Source organism: Mycobacterium sp., assembly GCF_965229105.1.
In the GTDB taxonomy this organism is placed as follows: domain Bacteria; phylum Actinomycetota; class Actinomycetes; order Mycobacteriales; family Mycobacteriaceae; genus Mycobacterium.
This window is the reverse complement of record NZ_OZ245858.1, coordinates 3,624,724-3,651,681: the sequence shown is the minus strand read 5'-3', so window position 1 is coordinate 3,651,681 and position 26,958 is coordinate 3,624,724. Positions and strand designations below refer to the sequence as shown.

The following is a 26,958-nucleotide window of genomic DNA, read 5'->3' as shown; positions in this document are numbered from 1 at the left end:
GGGCAGTCGGCTGCTAATTCACGACTGGCGATCCACCTCGGCCGGCGAGTGACTTTGTACCTGTACATCAGTGACCAATACGTGCTGCGTTTTCGCACGGACCCGTCCTAGGGTCACCTCAGCGGCCTTCGCCGCAGTCCCGCGCACCACGAGGCAGCCACCTATGACGATGAAATCTGAACGCCTATCTGCTCTCGACGCGGGGTTCCTGGAAGCTGAGGATTCCGACCAGCACGCGAGTCTTGCCATCGGCGGCGTGGCCGTAATCGAGGGGCCGGCGCCCGACACGGACGAGTTCATCTCAACGATCAGCGAACGCGTGCAACGAATTCCGCGATACACCCAGGTGCTGCGCTGCCACCCGTTGGATCTCACCGCGCCCGAATGGGTTCATGACGAAGGGTTCGACATCCGCAGGCACGTGCGGCGCACTGCCGTGCCGCAGCCCGGTGACGAGAGCGCCCTGTTCCGAGTCATCGCCGACCTGATCGAGCGTCGGCTCGACCGAGGCCGGCCGCTATGGGAATGCTGGCTGATCGACGGACTCGACGATGGCCGCTGGGCACTGGTGATCAAGGTGCACCACAGCCTCGCCGACGGGATCTCGGCGAGTGCGATGCTCGCTGGACTGTGCGACGACGACCATGTCGCCGCGCACAGCGACTCGCCAGTCCGCGACGAACCCGCCACAGCGGTCAATCGGTTTCGACTGCCCAACCTCAACCCGATATCACTGGCTTCCACTGCGTGGCAGACATCACTCGAAACAGCGCAGACAGCTATGCGCATAGTCGCAGGCGCCACCGAGATCGCCGCGGGCATCTTGACTCCGGCGCCGCAGGATATAACGGGGCCGTTGAGCGACCTGCGCCGGTTCAGCGCCGCGCGGGTAGCACTGCCCGACGTCAAGGCAATCTGTAAGCGCTTCGACGTCACTGTCAACGACGTTGCTCTGGCGGCGATCACGGACAGCTTCCGGGAAGCGATGTTGCGCAATGGACAACCGATCCGGTCGAACTCGCTGCGCACCCTGGTTCCTGTTTCGGTACGCAAGTCGACTGACGTTCACACCCCAGACAACCAAGTGTCGGTGATGCTCCCACTTCTCCCGGTCGAACAAGCAGACCCGCTGGAGCGACTACGCACGGTGCATCGTCGACTGACGAGGTCAAAGTCGGGCGGACAGTCCTCAGCGGCAAGTCTCGCGGTGGCAATGTCGAATCGTATTCCGTTTCCCTTGACGGCATGGGCGGTCCGGATTCTCACCCGCCTACCGCAACGCGGCGTTGTGACGGTTGCGACGAATGTGCCCGGGCCCAGTCATCAGATCAAAGTCATGGGCCGCGCCGTGCTTTCCGTGCTGCCGCTCCCTCCCATCGCCATCCACCTGCGGCTGGGGATAGCAATCACCAGCTACGCCGACGAGCTCTCTTTTGGCGTCCTAGGTGACTTCGACGGCTCGGTGACCGCCGATGAGATAGCCCGTGGGATCGAGGACGGGATCAAGCGTCTCGTCACGATAACGCGCACACACAAGAAGGCATCAGGAACCCGAGATCAGCGGCTCTCATCGTGAGCGGTACCAGCCAGCTCAGTCATCAGAAGTGAAGGGGCACAATATAACCGGTACCTTGGCGTGATGCAGAAGGTTCAGGCTGGTCGAGCCGAACAACCCGCGGGCCAGCGCATTGCGGCGTCGGCTTCCCACGACCACCATCTGTGCATCCTCTGCGTGCTGCAGTAGCGCGTGACTCACCTTGACCGGTCCGCACACCAGCGTGACCTTTACGTCCGGATACCGGGTGCTGAACGGTTCCACCTGCTTGTTGAGGTGCTCCCACTGCTTGGCCTCCAAGGCATCCCAGTCGATCACGAACGGAATGGTGACACCGGCGGCGGGACGTGACCGCGACAAGGAGTGAACGGCACGCAGCGGGACACCGAGAACATCGGCTAACTCGAAGGCAGTCCCCAAAGCACCGCCGTCGACGGCCGACCCATCGACACCGACCACGATCGGTTGGCCGGTAGGCGCCAAGGAATTGCCGCGCCACGCCACGGTGGGACACTCCGCACGCGTCAGTATCGCCAGCGTCGTCGACCCGACGAGCACGGCGCCCAATGGATTCACGTCGGCGCAGCCCAGGATCAACAGACGGGCCGCTCGGCTCGCCGCGCCCAGGGCCACGTCGGCCGGTTCGTCAGCTGAGGAGGTGGTCAAGGTCAGACCCGGATGCTCCTTGCAGACAGCCTCTTTCGTGGCCTCGAGGATCAGAGCGGCGGACTCCCGATGCTCGGTGATCGCTGCTGCGCGGATGGCCGCGGCTGCCTCCGACGGGTTGTGCCCCAGATAGGGTGTCGCGGTGATGATGTGCAGCGGCACACCCAGACGCTCGGCAACCCCAGCAGCCCAGCAGGCTGCGTGAAGCGCGACGAAAGAACCGTTGACCCCAACTACGATCGGTGCCGCATTCTCAGACATGGTTCCAGTTCCTCCTGCTCGGCGCTGTGCCGTCCCGATACCCCAATGCGTTGTACTGGAAGCTATTTCGGGGCTGTCAGCACAACCTTCAGCGCACCGGTTTCCCCTGCGCGGCTGAAGACGTCATAGGCGGTTTCGAACTCTCCCAGGGAAAATCGGTGAGTGATCATCGGCGTGGTGTCCAGTTGATTATTTGCGACGAGACCGATCAGTGTGGGTGTCGAATGCGTGTCCACCAACCCGGTGGTAATGGTCAGATTCTTGATCCAGATGTCTTCAAGATGCAAGGTGGCCGGCGCGCCGTGCACACCGATGTTGGCGACGTGGCCGCCAGACCGGACCAGGGAGATGGCCTGCTCGAAGGTTTCTGGTCGACCCACCGCCTCCATCACCACATCAGCGCCCAGTCCCCCGGTCACTTCGTCGATGATCGTGCGCGCCACGTGATAGTCGGCGTTGACGATGATATCGGCGCCGAACTTCATGGCCGCCTCCAGTCGCGATTGCGCAATGTCGATGGCGATGATGTGGCTGGGGCTGTACAACTGCGCCGTCAGAATCGCCGCCAATCCGATCGGGCCCGCCCCGATGATCGCCACCACATCGCCCGGCCGGACCCGGCCGTTGAGCACCCCGACTTCAAAGGAGGTCGGCAGAATATCGGCAAGCATCACCATCTGTTCGTCGGTGACCCGGTCAGGAACTTTGTGGGTGGAATTGTCGGCGAAAGGCACACGGACGTACTCAGCTTGGGTGCCGTCGACCAGGTGTCCCAGGATCCAGCCGCCACCGCCGAGGCACTGCCCGTATTGGCCGTCCCGGCAGTAGCGACAGGTGCCACAAGCACTGATACAGGACACCAACACGCGATCGCCGACAGTCAACCGGCGCACCGCCGAACCGACGGCCGTGACCGTACCCACCGCTTCGTGCCCCAGGATGCGGCCCCGCTCGACTTCGGGGACGTCACCGGCGAGGATGTGCAGATCGGTGCCGCAGATCGTCACCGCATCGACGCGGACGATGGCGTCGGTGGGGTGCTGAACGGTAGGGTCAGGCACCTCGTCCCAGGACCGTTGTCCCGGTCCGTGAAAAACCAATGCCTTCATGGGTGTAACTCCCTGTCCGGGTGAAGAAGTCGACGATCTTCAGATGGCGAGACTGCACACTTCTTGTGCTTCGGCGACCGTTTCGCCCACCGGACGCCCGGTATCGATGTGGTGGGCCCCGCCCCAGAAGCGACCATCATGGTCGATGGCCGAGGCGATCTGCGGGGTGGCGTCGGAGGTGGTGACGCCGCGGTCCGCGATCCGCGCGATGGCTTCGTCGAGGGCCACGGTACATACCAATTCCACTGTTGGACAGCGTTCTTGGCGGCCCATCTCCTCGGCTTTGGCACGTTGTTGCGGGTCGCGCCAGGTGCCGTCAAGAATCACCGGATGGCCGCCGGCAAGCAACAGACGGGCCCGGCGCAGCATCGTCGCGTACACCGCATCGATCTTTTCTGGACTGTAGAGACCAGCGTTATACGTGCCGGCCGGGCCCTCGATCTCGCCGTCAGACTGCAACTGAAGACGGATGTCGTCGCTGGAGATCACCTGCGCATGAGTGCGTTCGCCCAGCGCGCGGGCCAATGTCGTCTTGCCCGTGCCTGGTCCACCCCCGACAAGTACCAACCGCACGGTGCCGGCGCGAAGGTGTTGTAGCGCCAGTTCGAGGTGCCTGCGGGCGTCGGAGGCCGCCTTGTCGCGGTCCCCCTGGTCCACTCTGATGCAGTCGACTTTTGCCCGCACGACAGCCCGGTAGGCAATGTAGAAGTGCACCAATGCTTCTGGGCCCGGGTCGGCGGCCAAGTGGCGGTACTGCTTCAGGAAAAATTCAGCGAGATCGTCTCTGCCGAGGAATTCAAGATCCATCGCCAGGAACGCTGCGTCGTCGAGGCTGTCGACGAACCGCAGTTGGTCATCGAACTCCAGGCAGTCCAGTAACACCGGGCCGTCTGGCAGGCAGAAGATATCGTCGGCGATCAGGTCGCCGTGTCCGTCGAGGATGCGGCGATCGGTGATGCGGTCGGCAAACAGTGCCGCGCGTCCGTCGATGAATTGCATTGCCAGGCGCTGCACCTCGGCCAGCGATTCGGAGGCCAACAATGCCGGCGCATAGCGGTGCAGCTCGGTCAGGTTCTCGCTCCAGCGCGCAGTGATCGCCGCGACCTTCGCGCAGTCGTCGATCTTCCGGGACCGGGCGGCACCGGCGTGGAACTGCGCGAGCGTCCTGGCTATCGCCGACAGATGGTCTTCGACGGGTTCACCTCGCCGCACCATCGATGCGAGCCGAATCGAGTCGGGGTATCGGCGCATGACGATCACCGGCTCCTGCTGGCCGCCCGCCGGATCGGTGAGATGGGCGATTCCGAGGTAGCTGTCGCGGGCCAGCCTGCTGTTGAGCTGAACTTCGCGCTGACAAGCCTCCTCACGCCGTTGCACCGTACTGAAATCGAGGAAGTCGGTGACGACCGGCTTCTTGCTCTTGTACGCCCGGTCCCCGATCAGGACGACCATCCCTGTGTGGGTCTCGTGCACTTCGGGCGGCTCCGAGGCGTCGATGGCTGCGTTGTTCGACGCGGCGATCACGCCCGGTGCTGAGTTCATACCCATGATCGTCACTCCAGTGCAGGTCAGCCGGTAGCGCCCAGAGTCCCTGCACACCCGCCACAGGTCCTGCGTCATCCGGGCACAAAGACCCTGGCGAGCACAACCGGGAAAGAGCCATAGTTCCCGGTATGACGCAACAGGAGCAGCCATGACGCCGAAAACAGCGGTACCAAGCGACGTCATCGCCGATGCTGTGCACCTGGCGTGCCGGGCACCGTCGATCCACAACAGTCAACCGTGGCGATTCGTCGGCAAAGGTGGCGGAGTCTTGCAATTGCATCTGGATCGCGACCGGCTCGTCGCCACCGATTCCGCAGGGCGGCAGGCACTACTCAGTTGCGGCGCGGTGCTCGATCACCTCAGGGTCGCCATGGCCGCAGCCGGTTGGCTGGCCGATATCGAGTACTACCCGAACCCCAACGATCACGATCATCTGGCGTCGATCGAATTCGCCCCGATACAGTTCGTCACCGAGGCGCATCGTCGCCGGGCGGATGCAATCCTGATCCGCCGCACTGACCGCTTGCCCTTTGCGGCACCCTCAGGTTGGGATGCACTCGAACCAGTGCTGCGTCGAACTGTCGGTGCTGATCTCGCGTTGTTGGATGTCCTACCTGCGCAGTCCCGTCCGCGGCTGGCCGAAGCGTCCCAACTGACCGAATCGCTGCGACTCTACGACTCCTCCTACCACGCCGAACTCGCTTGGTGGACAGGACCGTTCGGAGCAACAGACGGTATTCCGAACAGCTCGTTGGTATCGGCGGCCGAAAGTGACCGTGTCGACATCGGTCGTAACTTCCCGGTCACCCATCACAGTGACCGCCGGATGGAGGTCAACGAAGACAGGTCGACGTTGGTGCTGCTGTCTGCGCTCGACGACACACCGCGCGACGTACTGACCTGTGGCGAAGCGCTGTCGGTGACCCTGCTGGAGGCGACCATGGCCGGTTTGGCCACCTGCCCGCTGACTCACATGACCGAGGTCGAGGCCAGCCGCGAGATCCTTTGCGGGTTGTCTGGGCGGGCGTTACCGCAGGTATTGATCCGGGTCGGCGAGTTCCCGCCGGTGGAAGACGTCCAACCGCTGACCCCCCGCCGTCCTCTGAGCGATGTCCTCACCTGGCAGTCGGCCGATCAGAATTAGGCTCCACTGCTGACGGCGTCGATCTCTGAAGGCGCGCCGACTGTTTCGTGCAGACGCTCGATATCGGCCAGATTGGGTGTGGCGGTGCCCGGCGTCATCAACATTGCTGTCCCCGCAGCGATTCCGAGCCCAACCGCATCACGCAGCGACCAGGTACGGCTCAGTCCGACAGCAATGCCGGCCACCATCGCGTCACCCGCGCCGACGCCGCTGATGGCGTGTACAGGTAGCGCCGGGAATCGCTGAGACGTCGTCGATGTCACCACCAGTGCACCTTCGGCGCCCTTCGACACCACGACGGCTTGCGTGACCCCTCGCTCGATGAGCTCTCGGGCGGCTGCGATCTGGTCCGGCTCGGTTGCGAGCGGGCACTCGGCGAACTCCCGTAGCTCACGCAGGCTTGGTTTCAGCACGAAGACGCCGTGATCGACGCCGGACAGCCCACCGCCGGAAGTGTCGAGAATAAACAACGCACCCAGTTCTGCGCAGATATCCGCCACCCGCTGGTGAAAGTCCGGCGCCACACCGGGCGGCAAACTGCCACTGGCGATGACGAATTCGGCGGACAGAGCGGCGTTGCGCAGGATTTCCAAACACTGCAATTGCTCGCCGTCTGTCACCGTCGGTCCACTCAGGACGAACCGATACTGACGACCGCTGCTGGATTCGTCGACAGTGAAGCTCTCCCGTGTCGCGGCCGCTATGGCGATGCAGTGCAACGGGACGCCGGCCTGTGCGACCAGGTCCGTGAGAAGTCCGCCCGTTGGTCCACCGGCGGGAAACACCGCCGCTGTCGAGGCGCCGAGTACGCGCGCCACCCGAGCCACGTTGATGCCACCACCGCCGGGGTCGTACCGGACCTCGGAGCACCGAATCTTGTCGGTGTGGCGCACCACATCGGCGCAGGTGGTGATGTCAAGGGCGGGGTTCATCGTCAGAGTGACGATCGTCGTGCGATCACCGGAGTCGGTCTGGCTTGGTCTCATCACGATCGCTTTCCTCGGAGAAACTGCTGTGCACTCGCACGGACGTACTGGTTACGGGGTGAACCGCACATCTGCCACTGCATCCGACCACTTCTGGTGGGCCGGCCATAGGGGCCGAAGTCCTTTATGCAGTGAGCCATTCGTCAGCCCATCCGGGCTCAGGACTTTCGGGCCGACGCCAAGGACTACCGGCCCTAGTCCCCGACGGCTCGTCGCCGCGAGACTAGGACGTATGACCATGTACAGACGGCAGGTGACGCTGGCCGCGGCAGCGGTTGTGCTGCTGTACGGCGCTCGGCGGTACTTCCGCGACTGGGGCACAACCAAAGAAGAGTGCCGCATGCCCCTGCCGGGCGACGAGCTGATGAGACAGCCCGTACTGCGGAGCACCGAAGGGGTGTCGATCGCCCGGTCGGCAACCGATGTCTGGCCATGGCTGGTGCAAATGGGCCAGGACCGGGGTGGACTCTATGGCTATGAGCTGCTGGAGAATTCGCTCGGATTGCAGCACCGCACCGCTGACCGGGTCCACTTCGAGTGGCAACAACTCGAGGCTGGCGATGTCGTCCGGCTGGCTCCGCGTGGATGGCTCGGAATGTCGAAGGGCGTCGCGCTCAACGTTGTCGAGGTGATCAAGGAAGAGACCATCGTGCTGCACTTGGGGCCACCCGCTCTGCCGTGGGAAACGGTGTGGTCTTTCCATCTCATCCCCCACTGGGATGATCAGTGCAGACTCCTGGTCCGGACCCGGGTCGCCTTACGTCACCCTGGCGAAGTGCTGCTGGCCGAGCTGGCCGGCCCCGTCACAGCGTTGATGACCCGCGGGATGCTGCTGGGTATTCGCCGCAGCGCCGAGCATGCGGCCACCAGCACGTCTGCTGCCCCACCGCCACTGCACAGCGGGTAGCGCCGTGACTGGCTCGCCTGCGAATCGTCGTGATGTGGTCCGTCAACGGCTTCTGCAGCTACTCGTCGTCGTCACGGTGTCTGCTTTGGCGGCAGGTGGTGTCGCGTGGTTCTGCGGTGCGACGCAGATCGCCGACGGGCTGTGGTCGGCGGGCACGTTGGTCGCCCTGCTATCGGCGCTGTGGTTTGTGATTGCCGCGTTGCGACATGGCCGGTTCGGTGTCGACATCATCGCGGTGCTGTCCCTGCTCGGCACCCTCGCCGTGGGTGAGTATCTGGCCGGTGCGTTGATCGGAGTCATGTTGGCCACCGGTCAGGCGCTGGAGAGCGCGGCCTCGCGGCGAGCCGCCAAAGATCTCCGTTCACTGCTGGAGCGCGCGCCGAAAGACGCCCGTCGCCGCACCGCCGACGGCGTCGTCACGGTGCCTCTCGCAGAGGTCGCCGTCGATGACGTTCTGGTGGTCGGCCCGGGTGAGATGCTTCCGGTTGACGCCCGAATCGCCTCGAAATGGGCGGTGCTCGACGAATCCGCGCTGACGGGCGAGTCTGTGCACGTCGAGCTGCAGAAGGGACAAGAAGCCCGAAGCGGGACAATCAACGCCGGGGGGGCTATCGAGATCCAGGCCACCGCCACCGCCGACGACAGCACGTATGCGGGCATCGTGCGTCTGGCCCGCGAAGCCGCCGCGACCAGTGCACCCGTTGTGCGCCTGGCCGATCGGATCGCTCAGTGGTTCCTTCCGCTGACCTTGATCGTCGCCGGCTCGGCTTGGTGGTGGAGCGGATCTGCCGCACGCGCGGTGGCGGTGTTGGTGGTCGCGACGCCGTGTCCGCTGCTGCTGGCCGCACCCGTGGCAATCGTGTCGGGATTGTCTCGGGTCTCGCGATTGGGCGTCATCGTTCGCGGCGGCAGTGCCTTGGAGAATTTAGGTCAGGCCACCACCCTGGTGCTGGACAAGACCGGCACGGTCACCAGCGGTCGACCGCGAGGCACGGACGTCGTGGTGGCCACGGGTTGGACGCCGGCAGAGATTTTGCGTCTGGCCGCGTCAGCCGACCAGTTCTCGCCCCACGTCCTGGCCAAGGCGATTGTGCATGAGGCCATCAACCGCGGCCTGCCGCTCAGCTTGCCGACCGACGTCGTCGAGGAAGCGGGTAAGGGAATCGCGGCGATCGTCGACGGCAGGCGAATCACCGTCGGTAACCACGCATTGGCTACCGATCCTCCAACGTGGGCGGCCGCCGCGCTGTCCCGCGCGACATTCGACGCCGCCGTCGTGGCATGGGTGAACGTGGACGGCGAACTTGCCGGCGCGATCCTGCTGTTGGATCCGGTACGGCCCGACGCATCGCGCACCATCCACCGACTTCGCGCCGCCGGCATCAGTCGGGTGATCATGCTGACCGGCGATCGCCGCGGCCCCGCAGAGCAGATCGGCGCCGTGCTCGGACTCGACGAGGTGAGGGCGCAACAGACTCCCGCAGACAAGGTCGCCGGGGTTCGCGCCGAACGGGAGCACGCGGTGACCGTCATGGTCGGCGACGGTGTCAACGATGCACCCGCTCTTGCCGCTGCGACCGTGGGCGTGGCGATGGGCGCCCGTGGCTCGACCGCGAGTTCTGAAGCGGCTGACATCGTCTTGACGACAGATCGACTCGATCGACTGGCCGACGCGATGGTCGTCGCCAGGCGGTCACGGCAGATCGCGCTGCAAAGTGCGATCACCGGCATGGTGTTGTCGATTCTCGCAATGGGATTCGCGGCGGCCGGACTACTACCGGCGGCGATCGGCGCGCTGCTCCAGGAAGTGATCGACGTGGCCGTCATCCTCAACGCCTTGCGGGCACTGCGGGCAGGCGCCAGTGAGATGTCGTCCTTGTCCGCCTCCACACAGGGGTTGATTCGCAGATTCTCCGCGGAGCACGAAGGGATGCGCGAAGACTTGCTACTCCTTCGGGACACTGCCCACGAATTGGCCATCGGCGAACGGGACGCGGCGCTGGCGTTGCTACGTCGCACCGATGCCTTTGTCCAGGACACGCTGTTGCCACATGAGCATGCCGAAGACCGGTCTTTGTATCCGGCGCTGGCCCAGCCACTGGGCAGTCCTGAAGTCACCGCGACGATGAGCCGGATGCACGCCGAGATCGACCGATTGGCTTATCGCTTGCACGCGCACCTGGAGAGCGCGAACACTGCGGGCGCCATCGAGGACGCGCAGACCGAGGATCTGCTGGCCTGCCTGTACGGGTTGCATGCTTTGCTGTCGCTGCATTTCGCCACCGAGGAGGAGAGCTACTTCGCCTTGCTGTCAGACGGCGTCAGCCACAGCTAATCTGCGGCATCTTTTGCTGCGGTGTCGGAGAGGTCGACCAAGAACCGATTTCCGCTGGTCACTAACGGCTTCGGTGAACTTGGAACTACACTCGACGACGTCTCCGCAGATATCTGGAGGCGGAGGCGGGGGCTGTGTGGACAGCGACGAACGGAATTCGACTTTCGCGGCATTGGGCCGTAGTGCTGTGGCTGGAAACTTGCACGCACAGCTCGATGAGTTGTTGGGTGCCCGCGACCAGATGGAGCGATTCCTCCACGTGCTTGTCGGCCTGGCCTCGGATTTGGACCTCGATGCCACCCTCCATCGCATCGTGACCGCAGCGATGGAGCTGACCGGGGCGCGCTATGGCGCACTGGGTGTGCGCGGACCTGACGGCTCGCTCGTCTCATTTCTGCACTCGGGCATCGACAGCGTGACCGCTGACAAGATCGGCCATCTGCCCGTCGGCAAGGGCGTCCTCGGCGTCTTACTCGATGAACCGGAACCATTACGGCTCGAAGATCTGCGTGCGCATCCCGCCGCCGTCGGATTCCCCGAACACCATCCGCCCATGCTCGCCTTCCTCGGGGTACCCATCACGATCCGGCAGAGCACGTTCGGCAACCTCTATCTCACCGAACCGGTGGCGCGGCCGGCCTTCACCGAATCCGACGAAGTCGTTGCCCGCGCGCTCGCGTCGGCTGCCGCGGTCGCCATCGACAATGCGCGATTGTTCGACCGGGTGCGGAGCACCGCCAAATGGATGGAGGCCAGCCGGGCGATCACCACAGCATTGGTCTCCGACGTCGCTCCGACCGTCTCACCACTGCACCTGATCGCCGAGAGCGCCTGCCAGCTGGCCGACGCCGAGCAGGCCATTGTGCTTCTCCCCGATGATGCCGACCTGGCGCCGGAAGACGTTGCGACTCTGGTTGTTTCGGCGGCGGTGGGGGTGCTGGCAGAAGAAGTAGTAGGTCAGCGGGTACCGGTGGAAGGTTCGACGACCGGTGGGGTGTTCCGTTCGGGCGTACCGCTGGTCACCGAATCGTTTCTCCACCCCATCCAGGCCTTCACCGATGTCGCGCAGCGGCCGGCGATCGTGATGCCGCTTCGCGCGCAGCAGTCTGTTCTCGGTGTGCTCGTGGTAGCCCGGCAATCGGATCAAACCCCTTTCGACGCAAGCTATCTGGAACTTTTGAGCGACTTCGCCGATCATGCGGCGGTCGCGCTCAAACTGTCCGAGAGCCGTGCCCAGGCACGCGAGTTATCACTGATTGTCGATCGCGAGCGGATCGCGCACGACTTGCATGACCACGTCATCCAACGACTTTTTGCCGCCGGGATGGATTTGCAAGGGACCATCGCTCGATCACGGTCTCCCGAGATCACCAAACGGCTGAACCGAACGGTGGACGATCTGCAGTCCACCATCGAGGAGATCCGCAGCCGAATCTTCGCCCTCCAGTCCAACGGCGACGAGAGCGACTTTCGCCAGCAGGTCCAGAACGCCATCGCCGATCTGACCGATGACCGCGACATCGTGACAACGGTGCGGATGTCGGGGCCCCTCAGTGCTATCGATGCGAAACTGGCCGAACATGCACTACCCGTCATCATCGAAGCGGTGAGCAATGCGGTAAGGCATTCCGGCGCTACACATCTGACCATCGACGTCAATGTCGCCGACGACTTGACCATCGACGTCATCGACGACGGCTGCGGTATCGACTCCGACAATCTACGTCGCAGCGGGCTGGCGAACCTCCAGCACCGCGCGGATGTGGTGGTTGGCAGCTGCGATATCAGAAATGCTCCTGGCGGCGGCACTCAGCTGCGCTGGGTCGCGCCTTTGGGTGGGTAGACCTGCGACGAACGGCTTGGACGCAGCACCAGCCACGTCAACCACCGTGAGGTCAGCACGACAGCCAGTCCAACCGGCAGCACGAGTGGCGCCGTCGGCAGCGACACTCCCACCAGCAGCATCAGACCAAATACCACGGCGGCGCCCAGGAGGGTCAGTCGCGGCAAGGTCCACGGTGTCGTCACCCGGAACCGTTGGGAAAGCAGTATCCCCAGGACCAATGCCACCGTATGCCCCACCGCGGTGAAATCGGCGGCCGTAGCGCCCACCACGACCGCCGCCACCGTCAGCCAGCCAACGATCCACGCCGGGCGCCAGTCCAGCGGGATCGCCGCAGTCAACGTGCCGAGCACGGCGACGGCACCGTAGCTCAGCCCGACATCACTGACACCGGCAGCCGACATCGGCAGCCATCCGACCTTGATCGCGGCAGCCAGCCCCGCGGCCACGACCACGGTGGCCCCGACGTGACCGAGCGCGAATGCCTGTATCAACCGCCGGCTGCGCCAGAACAACTCTGCCAACGCCAGCAGGCACACCAGTCCGGGCAACAAGACATACGTCTGACCCTCCGCTGTGACGAAGGCACTCCCCAGCAGGGTTCCGAGGTGGCCGCGGCTCAGGTTGTGCAGATTGGTGCTCAGCGCAGCGATCACGTCGGCCTGCACCCTTGGCCCTAGCGCCAGGAGCGTGGTCGCGATCACGAGCAACGCCGTCGCGTAGGCCACGGTGACCCGCACCGGGAGCACACTGCCGAGAATTCGCGAGAACATATGGCTTTGAGCCTACCGGTGTAATCGGCGCGTGCGACTGAGCACCTTCAGTGACGAAACGCAGGTCAGACGTCCGTTCCCGCTCACCGTCACATCGATCCGCCACTGGTGACTTTCGGCCCTATGCCCTTATTTGGCAGAGGTGCTGAGATTTGAGGCGCGACTCGATAGTCGCCTTTCTCGTGGCACAACGTCGTTGCCACTGACGAGACGGTCCCGGAGTCGTTCTGGCGGCTCCGGGGCCGTCGCCACCACAGAGCTGCTGCTGGGGGCTTTCAGTCCAATCAATCTCAACGGCTTGACGACCGCAGCGCTCCGGTGCGGAGCGCTGGCCTGATATTGGCCATGATGCGTTCGAGCAGAGCGCGGTAGCCCGAACCGTCGTCGACGAGTCCGGGAGGTCCGTTGTGGAGCAAGAAGGCATCGACGCGCCGGTCGATAGGCCAGTCGGCCCGCTGACTGGCGAATTCGGAGCGAAGGAACTGCCACGCGATGTCGTCGAGCTGCTCCTGGGTCAGCTCCCTGCGCTGGGTCGGCGTCATCATCACCTCTCTGGGGCGGCATTTATCAGCTCTCATCGTTTCGGCCCAACCGTGCTCGGGGTAGAGACCAAGGTCACTACGTCTTCTAGCGGCCACGTTGCACAGCATTCGAAAGACATTCGGCCCTAGGGCGATGACACGAGTGTGTCTAGCCTCGCTTTCATGACGATGGGCAAGAGATGTGTTGCGCTGGCGGCGGCGCTCGCCGCGACCACGGGAATCACGCTCTATTACGGCACGCTGCGACCGTGGATGTACACCTGGGGCGCCGACAGCACCGAGGCTGCGGACGCGCTTCCCGGTGATGAGCTGATTGCCGCCGAATCGCGCCGCACCACAAGGGCACTCACGATCAGCGCACCCCCGGCGATGGTCTGGTCGTGGCTGGTACAGATCGGCGAAGACCGCGCCGGCTTCTACAGTTACTCGCTGTTGGAACGAGCCGTCGGCGCGAAGATTCACAACGCCGACGTCATTCATCCGGAGTGGCAGCAGATCGGTGTCGGCGACACAGTCTGGCTGGCCCGCCGCTATGGCGAAGGTGCCCGCCAGATCGTGGCGGCGGTGGAACCCGAGTCTTATTTGATACTCATGTCACCGAGCGATTTCCGTCGCGCACAGCGAGGCGAACGGGCCGAGGGCGCGTGGTGCTTTTACCTACGGACCGCCAACAGTGGGACGCGGCTGCTCGTCCGCGGCAGTGGCGGCGCCGTCGGTCATGCCAGCTTCGACATCCCGCATTTCATCATGGAGCAGAAGATGATGCGGGGTATTCGCGATCGGGTGCAGCGTGCCGTGCGTGAAATCCCTTAGCGGACGGGTCTTTTCAGGGTGCATACGAAATCAGGATCGCCGCGCGACGATCACCGGGACGCGAGCGGCGTGGACGATCGCGGTGCTGACCGATCCGAGCAACATCCCGGCAAAGCCACCTCGGCCGTGACTGCCGACCACGAGGAGCTGAGCAGCCGCAGATTCGTCGAGCAGGTGGCGAGCCGGGTGGTCGAGCACGATGCGGGGGTGCACAGTGACGTCGGGGTACTGCTCGTGCCAGCCCGCCAGACGCTCAGCCAGCGTCTCGCGAGCGATGCCGATCACAGCGGACCGGTCGGTTCCAGGGAAACCGGACATATCGTCATCGCTCCACGCGTGTAGGGCAATGAGATCCACACCGCGCCAAGAGGCTTCATCGTAGGCGATCTCGGTGGCCAGTTCCGAGGCCGGAGAACCGTCGATGCCCACCAGTACTGGCGCGTGCATCGCTGGTGCAGCGGCCGGGGATTCTTCGTGAATGACCGCGACGGGGCAGTGCCCGTGGTGCACGACGCCGCCGCTGACGGATCCGACGATACTGCTTTGGAGGGCGCCCAACCCGCGGCACCCGACCACGAGCAGCTGCGCGTCTTTGCTCAGATCGATCAACGTCTGCACCGGCGATCCGCAGATCACCTCACCGCTGACCCGCACTCTGGGCTGGGCCGCGTGCACGGTGTCCACAGCAGCACTGACCACCGTCTGAGCATGTTCGATCTGCCAATCGAAGACCTCTTGGGGAATCGGTGCCACGGCAAACCCCATGGCCGCCAAGCCCAACGGCACTGTGCTCCGTACATAGACGATGACAAGTGGGACCTTGCGCATCCCCGCCTCGCGCGCCGCCCACCGCACAGCTTGCGACGAAGACGTGGAGCCGTCGACACCGACCACAATCCCTGTGTGCGCTTCCGACGTGGTCATAGTGCTCCCCTAGATGCCTTGTCGATCAGTGCTGCGGAGATACCTCCGTCGAAGGCCACGCTAGGCCGTCACCGGGCGGCCGGGCCTGAGGCATTGGTCCCCGAAACGATGGGCTTTCGCCCTTGGTCGACAGGGTGGAGTCGGTGGCTGCGGGGCTTTCCAACTGATATCCCTCATCGGAGGGGACCTCCGGCCCTATCGGCGAAACGTGCGGAGTAGTCAGATTGAGTCGTCGGAGAGTGACGAGAGGAACCGTCGATGACGATCCACCCGAGCCGAGACGTCTCTGCGGCCGTCTTCCGCGATCGGCGCGAAGCAGGCCGTGTCCTCGCAGACCTGCTGACGGCATATCAGGGTCGCGAAGACGTAGTCGTACTCGGCCTGGCCCGCGGTGGTGTTCCCGTTGCCTGGGAGGTGGCCCGAGCCTTGGGCGCCCCTCTGGACTGTTTTGTGGTGCGCAAGCTCGGCGTGCCCGGACACGGTGAATTCGCCATGGGCGCCATCGCAAGTGGCGGGCGAACCGTACTCAACGACGACGTGGTCCGCGGGCTGCGCATCACCTCACAGCAGCTGCGCGACGTTGTCGATGCAGAGGGCCGGGAGCTTGTCCGGCGCGAAGTCGCCTACCGCGGCGACCGCGCTCACCCCGAGCTCGCGGGCAAGACGGTCATCCTCGTCGACGACGGCCTGGCCACCGGCTCCAGCATGTTCGCTGCCGTCCTCGCTCTGCGCGACCAGCAACCCGCACGCTTGGTAGTCGCCGTCCCCGCTGCACCAGAATCCACCTGCCGGGAATTCGAAGGGATCGTCGACGATATCGTCTGCGCCTCGATGCCAACGCCATTCACCGCGGTCGGCGAATCCTATTGGGATTTCACCCAAGTGTCCGACGATGAAGTACGCCGCCTGATGGCGACGCCGACCGTGAGCACCACCGCCCCGCCATCACCGCGGCACAATGCTGCAGAAGCCATCAGGCTGATAGTCGAACCTGCGCCCAATGGGGTACCCCCCCGGGAGGCGCTCGAGGACATCATCGGGAATGCGCGGATCATCCTGATCGGCGAAGGCTCCCACGGGACACACGAGTTCTATCGGGCCCGCGCCGATATCACCCGCTGGCTGATCGAGGAGAAAGGTTTCACCGGCGTTGCGGCCGAGGCGGATTGGCCGGACGCATACCGAGTGAACCGGTTCGTCCGCGGTCAGGGTGACGACCGTAACGCTGACGAAGCACTACAGGGCTTCGAACGGTTCCCGGCCTGGATGTGGCGCAATGAGGTGGTCCTCGACTTCGTCGACTGGCTGCATGGTTACAACCGCCGCCAGCGCGACCGCCATCGTGCCCAGACCGGCTTCTACGGGCTCGACCTGTACAGCTTGCATCGGTCGATGGAAGAGGTCGTCGACTACCTTTCGGATGTCGACCCCGCCGCTGCAGCACAGGCCCGGCACCGCTACGGGTGCTTCGATCACGCCTCGGGCGACGACGGGCAGGCGTATGGCTACGCCGCCGCCTTCGGTGCAGGTGAGTCTTGCGAGCGTGAGGTGGTGACACAGCTGGTCGAACTGCAGCGCAACCGACTCGACTACCTACGCCACGACGGCGCGTCCGCCGAGGAGGAGCTGTTCAACGCGCTTCAGAACGCGACGGCGGTGCGCGACGCGGAAGCCTACTACCGCACCATGTTCCGCGGCCGAGTTGCCTCCTGGAATCTGCGCGACTCGCACATGGTCGAGACATTGGAGGCCGTGTTGGCCCACCTCGACCGCGAACAGGGCCTCAATGGAACCGCTCGAATCGTGGTCTGGGCGCACAACTCCCACGTTGGCGATGCTCGTGCCACCGAAGTCGGTGCTGACGGCCAGTACACCCTGGGCCAGCTCGTCCGTGAACGGCACGGAAAAAACTGCCGGCTCATCGGATTCAGCACCCATCGGGGTGAGGTCACAGCCGCCAGCGAATGGGGCGGGCTCGCGGAGCGCAAGGTCGTGCGACCCGGCCTGCCTGGCAGTGTCGAGGAGCTGCTGCACGATGTCCAGCAGGAGCCCTTCCTGCTGCGAATGGGTGGTGTGCATCCGCCCGAGGTCTCCGACGCACTGAGCACCGTGCGACTGCACCGCGCCATCGGCGTCATCTACCAGCCCCAGACCGAGCGTCACAGTCACTACTTCCACGTGCGGCTCGCTGACCAATACGACGCACTGATTCACATCGACACCACCACTGCGCTGGCCCCGCTGGAACCCACCAGTCGATGGATCCAAGGTCAAACGCCGGAGGCGTATCCCACCGGGTTGTGAGAGCAGCTCAGATCCCGTTGCCTGCGGGTGCACGATTCGACACAAACCGGCGCCCGTAAAAGCGCGTGTGACCCTGCGGTCAACGGATCTTCCGTCAACCCCAGGGTCACCACGGCGCGCAGTTGCTCGCGATCGACACAACGGCGCGATCTACTCCGACTTGGTCAGGGCCCGATCGGCTGTCTTGAGCAGGCTGCGGTGAAACTTGTACTGCGCGTTGACCAGATCGTCAGCCAGTTCGAGCGCGGCATCGACGATCTTGGTGCGCAGCGGCAGCACAGACTCCGGGATCGCTTCATCAAGGGTGCTCCGGAACTTATGCAATGCCTGGCTCGCGGCATGCTCTCCTGCCTTGGCCGATTCGAGTACCTCGTCAGTGAGGCCAGCGGCTTCCGGTGCTGCGGTGGTCTTCTCAACGGTCTTCGTCATGGTGCGACACGCTCCTGCTTCGTAGGTTTGGTGGTCACACCAACGGTATTCGGTCCGCAGTGGTCAGCCCTACGGGCGAAAGTCCCACAGTTCCAGCCAATGGTCCGCAAGCGCGCTCCCATCAGGACGCCGCCAACACTGTGTCCAGTTCGTCTCGGAGGATCATCACCGAGCAATTTGTCTTGCGTAGCTTCGAACGGGCCTGTGGACCAACAAGTTCGGCGATGATATTGGGATTGCTCTTGCCCACGATGACGAGTTGGTCGAGATCGGCGGTCTGAGCCAATAGGTCGGTCAGGTTCTCGGGAACCGGTGCTACGCAGATGCCGACGTCTGGCTCGTTGCAGCCGGAGTCCAACAGGTAACGATCGAGCTCTGCGCGAAGATCGTCGTCGGAGTGGACAGACCCATAGTTTCTTGCCGGCCAGGCAATCAGGGCCAGAACCGAGGCGTCGCGCCGCAATGCCTCATCCAGAGCAGTCCGCATCACGCTGATGGAGACCGGTGATTCGTCTAGCACTGCCACCACCCACCGCTCGCCGGGGGCGTGGCGATGGGCACGGCGATGGCGAACCATCACCACCGGGCAGAAGGCGGATTCGGTGATCGTGGCGCCGGTGGCGCCGCGATGACCGGGCGCGGAGTCGTGCATGCCGTTGGCCCCGATGCATACCAACCCTGCAGTCCGGGAGGATTCGATCACCCGTGTCGCGGGATCACCTCGAAGGATCTCGGAGGTCATCTCGACGGGTGTCTCCATCGACTCGACGGCGGCCCTGGCCTCACCGAGTGCCAGCCGAGCATCGTCGAACTCAGCCTGCAGATCGTCCACGTCGGACGCGATCACGTACACCAGTCGCAGCATCGTATTGCGGCGCAAAGCTTCGTCGCAGGCCCAGATCGCCGCGCGAACAGCGTGTTTGGAACCGTCGATGCCAACGATGACGGGCAGGGTGGGGGTGCGAACCATGGCATCTTCCGATGGGTAGGCCAAGTCGTTTGGCGGTGGTGGATGAGTATCGCTATCGGGGGCCGACATGTGCTGAACCACGGACTCGCCGATCTGAGAGCGCCTCATCCCAGATGTACGTCGCCGGACACACAACGATCGGTTTGGTGCTGTGATGGAGCAGACTCAGACCAGTCGACCCCAGAAGTACGCTGGCGACATCGCCGCGTCCGCGAGTACCCACCACGATGAGCTGCGCATCATCTGCGTTTCGCAAGATCAGTCGGCCGGCACTCCCCGTCCCAACGGCACAGGACACGTCGACTCGGGGCCATCGGGCTGCCAACGGAGCAATCTCAGTCGAGAGTCGTTGCAGGGCTTGATTTTCAATGGCGTCCTGGTCAACGATGACGGGAATATTGATCTCCCCGGGTGCACGTCGTTCAGGCTGTGCATGGATTACGGTGAGACCCACACCCAACAGATCGGCCAGCCCGAATGCGGTCTGCAGTGCAGCGTGGGAACCTTCGTCATCGTCGACGCCGACCACGATGGGGGCGCCGGTCGGCGCAAGGTCGGTGCCACGCCAAGCAACCACCGGGCAGGCCGCGTGGGCGGCCACTGTCAGAGTGGTCGATCCCGAAAGCAGCGCTCCCGCCGGCGTCACCTCATTGCTGGCGAGCACCACCAAGTGCGCATGCCGACTCTGGTCAAGCAGTGCTTGATTTTGGGAGCCGTGGCGAAGTGTCCGGGAGATGTCCAGGCCCGGGAAATCGGCGTGAACCTTCTCTGCAGCCCGTTCCAGCACCTCGTGGCCCAGTTCACGCGGATACGCACCCGGGTCTTCCCGTTCGGGCGACGCGAGGACCAGCAAGGTCTCATCGACGGCGCGCATGACGTGGATGAGGTGCAGCGATCCGCCCATTCGCACGGCCACCGCCCCCGCCCATCGCGCCGCGTCGATGGCCGAGTCAGAACCGTCGATACCAACCACGATCGACATACCTTTGCCGCTCATTGCCTTTCACATCCTTCTGAGTTGTCGAATCGTCCTATCTGATCGTGCCGGTGTCACCGAACATTGCCTATGTGCAAAAGACCCTTTCCTGCGACAAAAGGTCCCCGCCGAGATGGCGGGCGCGCCAGGAGTCAGTAACCCGGCGGGACATAGCGAAGCAGCGCAGCAACACCGTCAGGCACCTGCAAGCTGTCCTCGGCCCGGACCAAGGCTGCGCCTCCCGCCATCGCCGCAAAGGGGATCGCCTCATCGGCGCGCAAAGTGCGCGTCGGCGCCGCGCCGAAGTTCGACAGAGTGTCCGCGTCCAGCGCGACGATGGACAGATCGTCACCGGCAACCACAGTTTCGTTCGCCATATCGCCGATAACCAGGGTTTCGACGGCGCCCTCCCGCAGCGCGGCACACACTTCGGCCAATCCGCTTGCGGCCAGACCGGATCCGCGCCCAGTCTCGGCGCGAAACCGATCCGCGACCTGACCGGCCACGTGGCGGCGCCGGTTCCGGAATTCGAGGGTGATCGCTTGGCTTACCGCATCATCGATCCCGGTATGACGCGCGCCGCAACCGGGCGCGACGACATGGACCGCGACCCGCTCGGGGAGCATCGACATCAGTTCGGCGCGAACGCGATCCTGGCCGATGACGAAAACGGCGTCCACGGGATGGTGGTCAAAATCGTTGGTGAGTTGATCTGCGACAGCGCGGACGTTCTTTCGGACCGCCTCTTCGGCGCGGTGCTGCTGATCACCCCAGCCGTTGACCCCGGCCGCTGCAGCTTTGTGAACCGGATATCCGCCCCCGTCGACCGTCGCGGTTCGCACCGAGTCACCCTGGTGGAACGTAAGTTCGGCGCCGACCTGATCGACGGCGGCCACGAGGTACGGCCCAGCGACGGGGCCGTACTCAACGAGCGGGACGACGAACGGAATCTCCCCGACCCGCACCAGCGGCGGCATCGGCGGAACATCGAGACGCTCGTTGATCACCACCCCGGCAGCGCCGGCAATGACGCCATGCCCCGTGCGCCCACCCACCGGCCGGGCCGCCAGGACCGCAGACTCGACAGCGTCGATGAGCGGCGCCTGCGCACCGTGCTCTTCGAGCTCCCGCCGAATATCGCGCCATATCACCTCAAGCTGCGCGGCAGCGTCCGGCCCGTCGTGTGCATCATTGAAGTAGATCGACGCAAACGGGCCCCGTGCGGCCAGTAGCTTTTGCGCCTGCCATGAATGCACTATTGCCTTGGTCACGTTCATGCTCCTTGCCAATCGCTTTGTGAACTCACGATGCTGGCGGACTCGTGACAGGGTCAAGTGCCAAAGGTCCTCTCGTAGGGATGGACTGCACAGAGGCCTTTTGACCTCTCTACCGGGGCCCCACGGCCGCATTGGCCAATCATGGGCACGCAGTACCGTCGAGCACTAATGCAGACGTCCTCCGAACGTCAGACTTGGAGCACACGGTGAAGCGGACGCAAGCCCAGCAGTGTGCCATCGTCGGTATCGATGGCTCGATCTCAGCGTTGCATGCCACCGAATGGGCCGTCGAGGAAGCTGCTGGCCGCGATCTGCAGCTCCGCCTGATCCACGTCATCCAGTCCACATCGCCAGATATTCGACGGGAGACCGCTGACGCTGAGGCGGCCCTACTGGCAGCACAAGCGGCAGTCGCCCGGACCGGTCAAACCGTAAAGGTTGAAACCGAAATTATGCGCGGTCCTGTTGCCGCGACACTGCTGGCGGAGTCGGAGGGCGCGGAACTACTCTGCGTCGGAGCGTCGGGTATCGGATCTCGCGCACCCAAATTGCGGGGCGCGATCGCCGCCGCCGTCGCCGAGTCGGCGCGGTGTCCGGTCGCGATCATCCGTACCCGCGACGACGCGCCACCATCCGAATCCGACGATATCGCAGTGATCGTCGATGATAAGTCCACTTCTGGGACGGTCCTGCAGGCTGCCCTGGATGAGGCGCGGTTGCGTAACGCGACCCTTCTGGTCCTGAAGGTGATGCCACCTCAGCGTGGGCAGTCACCGACCACCGACATCGATCGGCTGTTGGCCGACTGGCTGTCTCGCTACCCGGACGTCCAAACGCACACTCTGGTGGTGCCCGGCGACATTCCGACATTTCTCGCCGAGCGCGATCCACCAGTGCAATTGACCGTCATGGGCAACGTCGGAAACGACACCGTCGCCCGCGTGATAGGACCGTACGGCCGCTTCGTGCTGCGTGGCACTCGTTGTTCGGCCTTAGTGGTTCGCTCGTGAGCCAATCCCCGACTTTCATTCCAGCACAGTATGATTCAACCCATCTGCGGGTCTGATATGCCTGATCAGACCGCACAGCGCGAACTGTCGGCGGACCTCTACCGGGTCCTGGCTGTGGTAATTGTGGTTATCGGCCACTGGCTCTTGGCTGCGGTGACATATCGAGACGGGCGCTTCGGCTATGACGAAGTACTCGCAGAACTGCCGTGGACACAGTGGTTGACGTGGTTCTTCCAAGTGGTTCCAGTGTTTTTCGTGGTAGCCGGATATGCGAACGCCGCGTCCTGGACGCGCTGGCACATCGTCGGCGGCGGCGAATTCGGCCCGTGGCTTCGGCACCGGATGGCGGGAATTCTGGGGCCGACAACGGCATATGTGGCGCTGCTGTTGGCCATCGTCGCCGTGCTGGGCTGGGCTGGAACCGACGGCTCGCTGCTGATCACGCCGCTGTGGGTCGTTGCGTTGCATCTCTGGTTCCTACCGGTCTATCTCGCCGTGGTGACGCTGACACCCATCGCAGTGGGTGCGCAACAGCGGTGGGGCCTGAAGGCGCCTGCCGCCCTGGTCATCACTGTCGCTCTCGTCGACGCAGTCAGCCTCGGAGGGCACGTGACCGGGCTCGGCTGGGTGAACTATGCGCTGTGCTGGGGAGCGATCTACCAGTTCGGCGTTGCCTGGTTCGGCGGCGAATGGTTCGGCCGGCGGCCCTTCGCACTCGCGGCGGGTGCCGCCATCGTGCTGGCCACGGTTATCGCATTGGGCGTCTACCCCGTCAGCATGATCGGGGTGCCCGGCCAACCCATACGAAACACGTCGCCTCCGACGGTTGCGTTGCTCGCGTTGGCGGCTGTCCAGGCCGGCTTGCTGATCACAGCAGCACCCACGGTGACAGCCTGGCTACGTAGAGCGCGGGGGCGGCACCTCCTGGCGACCGCTAACCAGCATGCACTGGCGCTCTACCTCTGGCACATGGTGCCAGTGGTCGCCGTCGCACTCGTCGGTTACCCAACGGGTTTGCTCCCTCAACCCGACCTCGGGTCGGGCCTGTGGTGGCTGTGGCGGCTGGTGTGGGTGAGCACCCTGTCGGTGGTGACCGCCGCCGAGTTGATGCTGCTGTGGTTAGGACGATCATTGTTCGCCCGGCCGCTGCCGTCGTTGGAAGTTCGACTCCCCATCCGATCTGCCGAACTACTGCTTGTCACGGGCGGCGCGCTGTGGGCAGCGGCGTTGTGGCAGTTCGCCGGCCACGGGTTCGCACCAAACGGCCACTTCCCCACAGCACTGGCGTTGATCTACGCTGCGGGCGTGGCGGTGGCCAGTCTGAACCCGGTCAGTGTCAGGCAGGCCCACAGCGGCATCCATCTGCGTGGAGGTCATCGATGACGGCGATCCGGCCAGAGACGATGAACGCGTGGGCGGTTCGCGAACCCGGGCCGATCGAAACCGATCCGCTGACCTATGGACGTAAGCCCGTCCCACACCCGCAAGTGGGCGAGCTGCTTGTTCGGGTGCGTACCTGCGGGGTGTGCCGCACGGACCTGCACGTGAGCGAGGGCGATCTCTCACCACATTCCACGCAGGTCACCCCTGGCCACGAGATCGTCGCGACGGTCGTCGAACTCGGCGCCGAGATATCGGGGTATTCGATCGGCGACCGGGTTGGGGTCGCATGGCTGCGCCAGACGTGCGGAAAGTGCAGGTATTGCCTGCGGGGGGCCGAAAACTTGTGCCCACAATCGCGGTACACCGGGTGGGACAGCGACGGTGGGTATGCCGAATACACCACGGTGCCAGCCGCCTTCGCCTACCGCCTGCCAGACGGGTACACCGATGTCGAACTGGCGCCGCTGCTATGCGCAGGGATCATCGGGTATCGCGCCTTGTTGCGTGCCGGCCTGCCCCAAGGCGGCAGGCTCGGTATCTACGGTTTCGGTGGCAGCGCACATCTCACCGCGCAGATCGCGCTCGCCCAGGGTGCCACCGTCCACGTGATGACCCGCGGCGAACAAGCCCAAGCGTTGGCGCTCGGCCTTGGCGCAGCCTCGGCGGCGGGGGCCTACGACGCACCACCGGAACCGTTGGACAGCGCTGTGCTGTTCGCGCCTGTCGGCGATCTGGTGCCCGTCGCATTGCGGGCACTTGACCGCGGCGGAATCCTGTCCATCGCGGGTATCCATCTCAGCGATGTGCCGGTGCTGAACTACGAACGCGAACTGTTCTACGAACGTGAAATCCGCAGCGTCACAGCCAATACCCGCGCTGACGGCGAGGCGTTTCTACAATTCGCTGCCGACCACCACCTGCAGGTGACAACGCATGAGTATCCGCTCGATCAAGCTCAGCAGGCCCTGCAGGATCTCAAGGCGGGCCGCTTCGACGGTGCCGCAGTTCTATGCAACGACCGCGACTAGGGGCGTCGGTCGGCCAACTCGTCAACCGACGACGGCGCGGCATGAACTCAAAAGACAGCAACACGAACACCGCGGGCAGCAGGTGGCGCAGCGACAGCAATACGTAGCGCCGCTGACCCAACGCGTGGTACTTGTTCAGATAGCGGTAGAGCGACTCCAGACGAATGAGTCGGTCCCCCAGATGAATCAAGACATAGAAGAGCTGCTGGACAACTCCGCGGTCCGCATCGTCGAAGATCTCCGGAAACGCCGCGAACGCCAACGAAAGCCTTCGTGCGCCGTGGCTTTTCGACCAGGCGATCATGTCCACGCTGAGCCGTTCGTCGATGCCGTTGGGGGCGTCCGGTCGGCGCCACGGCACATCCAGCGAGACATCATTGCCCCCACCGGCGAGCACGTATCGATGGAAGGCCTGCACCCTGCCGGAGCCATCCCTGGCGATCGCCAAGACAACCCCCGGATACCGCCCCTCCAACGCACCGTCGAGGATCATCGAGAACCCCCGTTCGGTGCGGACGCCGGAGTGCGACGAATTGAGCACCGCGATCAGCTCGGCCCGGGTCCCCTCGTCAAGATCTTGTTCTGCAACAACTTCGGTGATCACACCGGCGTTGCGGGTGCGTTGTGTCGCCTGTCGCAGATTGCGATACCGCCGGCCAACCATATCGAAGTGCGCGACATCGATGACCACATCGCGGCCGAAGGGTACGGCACGCAGATGTTGTCCGATCACCGTGGCATCAGCCCACAACGGCAGCCGGTGCGCACTGCAGCCCAACACAAGGATGCGCCAGCCCCGGGTGTGGCACATGGCGGTGAAGCCGACCACCAGCTCGTTGAACCGCGTGGCGTCGCCGATTGGATCGCCACTGACCACCGCGAAACCGATCCGCGTCCGGTACGCCAGCATGGCCGCTCCGTCGGCGCTGAAGTAGACACTCTTCCGCGACTGCATCGCAAAGGGCGCCAAGGGATCGCCGTGCGTGGCGTCGACCAGCGACCACACCTTTGGCAGCAGATCGGGTCGTGGTTGGCCCGATGTCGGCCACATCAGCGCCAAGCCTCCGCCGGCGATCACGACATTGCCGAGCAGATCGAATGACAACACGTGTGCGCCGATGCCGGTCACGACGGCCGCCGCGGCCACAGTTGCGTGGGCGGCCGTCACGGGTCTGCCCAGAAAGATACCCCGGGAAATCAGGACCACACCGGCGAGAATGGTCAACCACCATGCCAACCGGCCACCTGCTTGCCAGTCCACATCGGGGTGGTCATGCTGGAGCAACACGGCCAACCAGGAGAACACCAGCAGCGGTGCCAAGGCGCCGATACCTCGCACTGTCCGCGAGTCGACGTTGACGACGATTCGCTCACGCGCCCGGGCCTCAGGAACCAGGCCGGACACCCGACTCACTGCGGTGCGCGCCATCCTGATGCCGCCTTCTGTTCTCCGACAACGGGTTCCCGAGACATAGCCAACACCGAATACTTACGAATGCTCGCCTGCGCCCACGCATCCCGCAGCATCAGATCATCTGATTCAGAACCATCCACAATTACGGCAACACAACCGATTTCAGACGCAACAGGCTCACCCGCGTTGCCGACGACCACAACAGGGCAGCGGGCCGAGCGGGCAAAGGCGGCAGACGTGGAGCGACCCGATGGTTCATCGAGGCTCTCCGAGGCAGACGCTCCAATGCAGATCAGTTCTGCGGTTCGCGACTCCCGTGCCAGCACCGCATCGATGCCACCTCGCTTGATGGCCGTCTGGACATGGACCCGCGGACTGAGGAGTTCGACGGCGCCACGAGCGGTTTCCAACGCGATCTGGGCGTACTCGTTCTCCAGTCGCACCGCCTCAGAGCCAGGTTCGATAATGTGCAACAGCCGCAGAGGAAGATCCCGGCTCATGGCCTCGTCCACTGCCCACTGCGCGGCCCGCACGGCGGCCTCAGACCCGTCAATACCGACAACGATCGACGTCGGGCAATCGGTGTGGATCATTCGCATCTCCAGGGCTCAAGTCCGCAGTCGTCCTGGCCCGAGCGTATGTACCTCGTCCCAGTTAGGGACGGGCCTAAAGTCACCCCTGCCAGAGCACATGGCCCCCGTTCGTCCGCGCACAGCAGCCGAGGACCATAGACCCTAGATGTGACCGGGCCGCCCGATCGAGCA

23 protein-coding genes are annotated in these 26,958 nt (G+C 64.3%); 10 read left to right on the top strand and 13 right to left on the bottom strand.

Features of this window, described 5'->3' with window-relative positions:
* Window positions 1–169: 169 nt before the first annotated feature.
* Window positions 170–1,576 carry a WS/DGAT/MGAT family O-acyltransferase gene (locus ADBZ9O_RS17065; protein WP_526533236.1) on the top strand — a complete coding sequence of 469 codons (1,407 nt, stop codon included), beginning with the start codon at window positions 170–172 and terminating at the stop codon, window positions 1,574–1,576.
* A gap of 15 nt (window positions 1,577–1,591) precedes the next feature.
* Here ADBZ9O_RS17065 and ADBZ9O_RS17060 read toward each other — a convergent pair whose 3' ends face one another.
* From ADBZ9O_RS17060 to ADBZ9O_RS17050, 3 genes are all read right to left on the bottom strand, one after another.
* Window positions 1,592–2,482: a universal stress protein gene (locus ADBZ9O_RS17060; protein WP_526523840.1), complete on the bottom strand. Its 891-nt coding sequence runs from the start codon at window positions 2,480–2,482 to the stop codon at window positions 1,592–1,594.
* A gap of 62 nt (window positions 2,483–2,544) precedes the next feature.
* Complete coding sequence (locus tag ADBZ9O_RS17055) at window positions 2,545–3,591, bottom strand: zinc-dependent alcohol dehydrogenase family protein (protein WP_526523838.1); 1,047 nt, start codon at window positions 3,589–3,591, stop codon at window positions 2,545–2,547.
* 39 nt (window positions 3,592–3,630) lie between these two features.
* A complete protein-coding gene (locus tag ADBZ9O_RS17050; RefSeq protein WP_526523836.1) occupies window positions 3,631–5,133 on the bottom strand; it encodes a bifunctional aminoglycoside phosphotransferase/ATP-binding protein in 1,503 nt (500 codons plus the stop codon).
* Between the two features lie 151 nt (window positions 5,134–5,284).
* Here ADBZ9O_RS17050 and ADBZ9O_RS17045 point away from each other — a divergent pair, with 151 nt between their 5' ends.
* On the top strand, window positions 5,285–6,280 hold the full coding sequence (locus ADBZ9O_RS17045; RefSeq protein ID WP_526523834.1) for an Acg family FMN-binding oxidoreductase: 996 nt from the start codon (window positions 5,285–5,287) through the stop codon (window positions 6,278–6,280).
* On the opposite strand, the gene ADBZ9O_RS17040 is transcribed toward ADBZ9O_RS17045, so the two are convergent.
* Entirely contained in the window at window positions 6,277–7,269 is a 993-nt protein-coding gene (locus ADBZ9O_RS17040; protein WP_526523832.1) for a 1-phosphofructokinase family hexose kinase, read from the bottom strand. The genes ADBZ9O_RS17045 and ADBZ9O_RS17040 overlap by 4 nt on opposite strands.
* 235 nt (window positions 7,270–7,504) lie before the next feature.
* Between ADBZ9O_RS17040 and ADBZ9O_RS17035 the strand changes: the two genes are divergently transcribed.
* The 3 genes from ADBZ9O_RS17035 (at window position 7,505) to ADBZ9O_RS17025 (ending at window position 12,351) form a co-directional block, all read left to right on the top strand.
* Window positions 7,505–8,173, top strand: a complete 669-nt coding sequence (locus ADBZ9O_RS17035; protein ID WP_526533234.1) for an SRPBCC family protein — start codon at window positions 7,505–7,507, stop codon at window positions 8,171–8,173.
* A 4-nt stretch (window positions 8,174–8,177) separates the two neighbouring features.
* Entirely contained in the window at window positions 8,178–10,508 is a 2,331-nt protein-coding gene (locus tag ADBZ9O_RS17030; RefSeq protein ID WP_526523830.1) for a heavy metal translocating P-type ATPase, read from the top strand.
* A 187-nt stretch (window positions 10,509–10,695) separates the two neighbouring features.
* Window positions 10,696–12,351 carry a sensor histidine kinase gene (locus ADBZ9O_RS17025; protein WP_526523829.1) on the top strand — a complete coding sequence of 552 codons (1,656 nt, stop codon included), beginning with the start codon at window positions 10,696–10,698 and terminating at the stop codon, window positions 12,349–12,351.
* Here ADBZ9O_RS17025 and ADBZ9O_RS17020 read toward each other — a convergent pair.
* On the bottom strand, window positions 12,318–13,124 hold the full coding sequence (locus ADBZ9O_RS17020; protein ID WP_526523827.1) for a rhomboid-like protein: 807 nt from the start codon (window positions 13,122–13,124) through the stop codon (window positions 12,318–12,320). The genes ADBZ9O_RS17025 and ADBZ9O_RS17020 overlap by 34 nt on opposite strands.
* Window positions 13,125–13,414: 290 nt before the next feature.
* Window positions 13,415–13,669 (bottom strand): hypothetical protein, encoded by a 255-nt coding sequence (locus ADBZ9O_RS17015; RefSeq protein ID WP_526523825.1) that lies wholly within the window; start codon window positions 13,667–13,669, stop codon window positions 13,415–13,417.
* Between the two features lie 165 nt (window positions 13,670–13,834).
* Between ADBZ9O_RS17015 and ADBZ9O_RS17010 the strand changes: the two genes are divergently transcribed.
* Window positions 13,835–14,479 (top strand): hypothetical protein, encoded by a 645-nt coding sequence (locus ADBZ9O_RS17010; protein ID WP_526533232.1) that lies wholly within the window; start codon window positions 13,835–13,837, stop codon window positions 14,477–14,479.
* A 30-nt stretch (window positions 14,480–14,509) separates the two neighbouring features.
* On the opposite strand, the gene ADBZ9O_RS17005 is transcribed toward ADBZ9O_RS17010, so the two are convergent.
* Entirely contained in the window at window positions 14,510–15,403 is an 894-nt protein-coding gene (locus tag ADBZ9O_RS17005; protein WP_526523823.1) for a universal stress protein, read from the bottom strand.
* A 258-nt stretch (window positions 15,404–15,661) separates the two neighbouring features.
* On the opposite strand from ADBZ9O_RS17005, the gene ADBZ9O_RS17000 reads away from it, so the two are divergent.
* Window positions 15,662–17,707, top strand: coding sequence for an erythromycin esterase family protein (locus ADBZ9O_RS17000; protein ID WP_526523821.1), 2,046 nt, complete (start codon window positions 15,662–15,664; stop codon window positions 17,705–17,707).
* A 150-nt stretch (window positions 17,708–17,857) separates the two neighbouring features.
* On the opposite strand, the gene ADBZ9O_RS16995 is transcribed toward ADBZ9O_RS17000, so the two are convergent.
* From ADBZ9O_RS16995 to ADBZ9O_RS16980, 4 genes are all read right to left on the bottom strand, one after another.
* Complete coding sequence (locus ADBZ9O_RS16995) at window positions 17,858–18,136, bottom strand: hypothetical protein (RefSeq protein WP_526523820.1); 279 nt, start codon at window positions 18,134–18,136, stop codon at window positions 17,858–17,860.
* 121 nt (window positions 18,137–18,257) lie between these two features.
* On the bottom strand, window positions 18,258–19,175 hold the full coding sequence (locus ADBZ9O_RS16990; protein ID WP_526523818.1) for a universal stress protein: 918 nt from the start codon (window positions 19,173–19,175) through the stop codon (window positions 18,258–18,260).
* Window positions 19,159–20,103, bottom strand: a complete 945-nt coding sequence (locus tag ADBZ9O_RS16985; protein WP_526523817.1) for a universal stress protein — start codon at window positions 20,101–20,103, stop codon at window positions 19,159–19,161. Before ADBZ9O_RS16985 ends, ADBZ9O_RS16990 begins: the two co-directional genes overlap by 17 nt.
* A gap of 131 nt (window positions 20,104–20,234) precedes the next feature.
* Window positions 20,235–21,353, bottom strand: a complete 1,119-nt coding sequence (locus ADBZ9O_RS16980) for an Rv2629 family ribosome hibernation factor (RefSeq protein ID WP_526523815.1) — start codon at window positions 21,351–21,353, stop codon at window positions 20,235–20,237.
* A 212-nt stretch (window positions 21,354–21,565) separates the two neighbouring features.
* Here ADBZ9O_RS16980 and ADBZ9O_RS16975 point away from each other — a divergent pair, with 212 nt between their 5' ends.
* From ADBZ9O_RS16975 to ADBZ9O_RS16965, 3 genes are read left to right on the top strand one after another with little or no spacing between them, the layout of a single operon-like run.
* The gene (locus ADBZ9O_RS16975; protein ID WP_526523813.1) at window positions 21,566–22,369 is read left to right on the top strand and encodes a universal stress protein; all 804 of its coding nucleotides are present in this window, start codon (window positions 21,566–21,568) and stop codon (window positions 22,367–22,369) included.
* A gap of 57 nt (window positions 22,370–22,426) precedes the next feature.
* On the top strand, window positions 22,427–23,752 hold the full coding sequence (locus ADBZ9O_RS16970) for an acyltransferase family protein (protein WP_526523811.1): 1,326 nt from the start codon (window positions 22,427–22,429) through the stop codon (window positions 23,750–23,752).
* Between the two features lie 20 nt (window positions 23,753–23,772).
* Window positions 23,773–24,780: a zinc-binding alcohol dehydrogenase family protein gene (locus ADBZ9O_RS16965; protein WP_526533230.1), complete on the top strand. Its 1,008-nt coding sequence runs from the start codon at window positions 23,773–23,775 to the stop codon at window positions 24,778–24,780.
* Here ADBZ9O_RS16965 and ADBZ9O_RS16960 read toward each other — a convergent pair.
* A complete protein-coding gene (locus tag ADBZ9O_RS16960; RefSeq protein ID WP_526523809.1) occupies window positions 24,728–26,209 on the bottom strand; it encodes a phosphatidylglycerol lysyltransferase domain-containing protein in 1,482 nt (493 codons plus the stop codon). The genes ADBZ9O_RS16965 and ADBZ9O_RS16960 overlap by 53 nt on opposite strands.
* Window positions 26,191–26,787, bottom strand: a complete 597-nt coding sequence (locus tag ADBZ9O_RS16955; RefSeq protein WP_526523807.1) for a universal stress protein — start codon at window positions 26,785–26,787, stop codon at window positions 26,191–26,193. The genes ADBZ9O_RS16960 and ADBZ9O_RS16955 overlap by 19 nt, the downstream gene beginning before the upstream one ends.
* Window positions 26,788–26,958 lie beyond the last annotated feature (171 nt).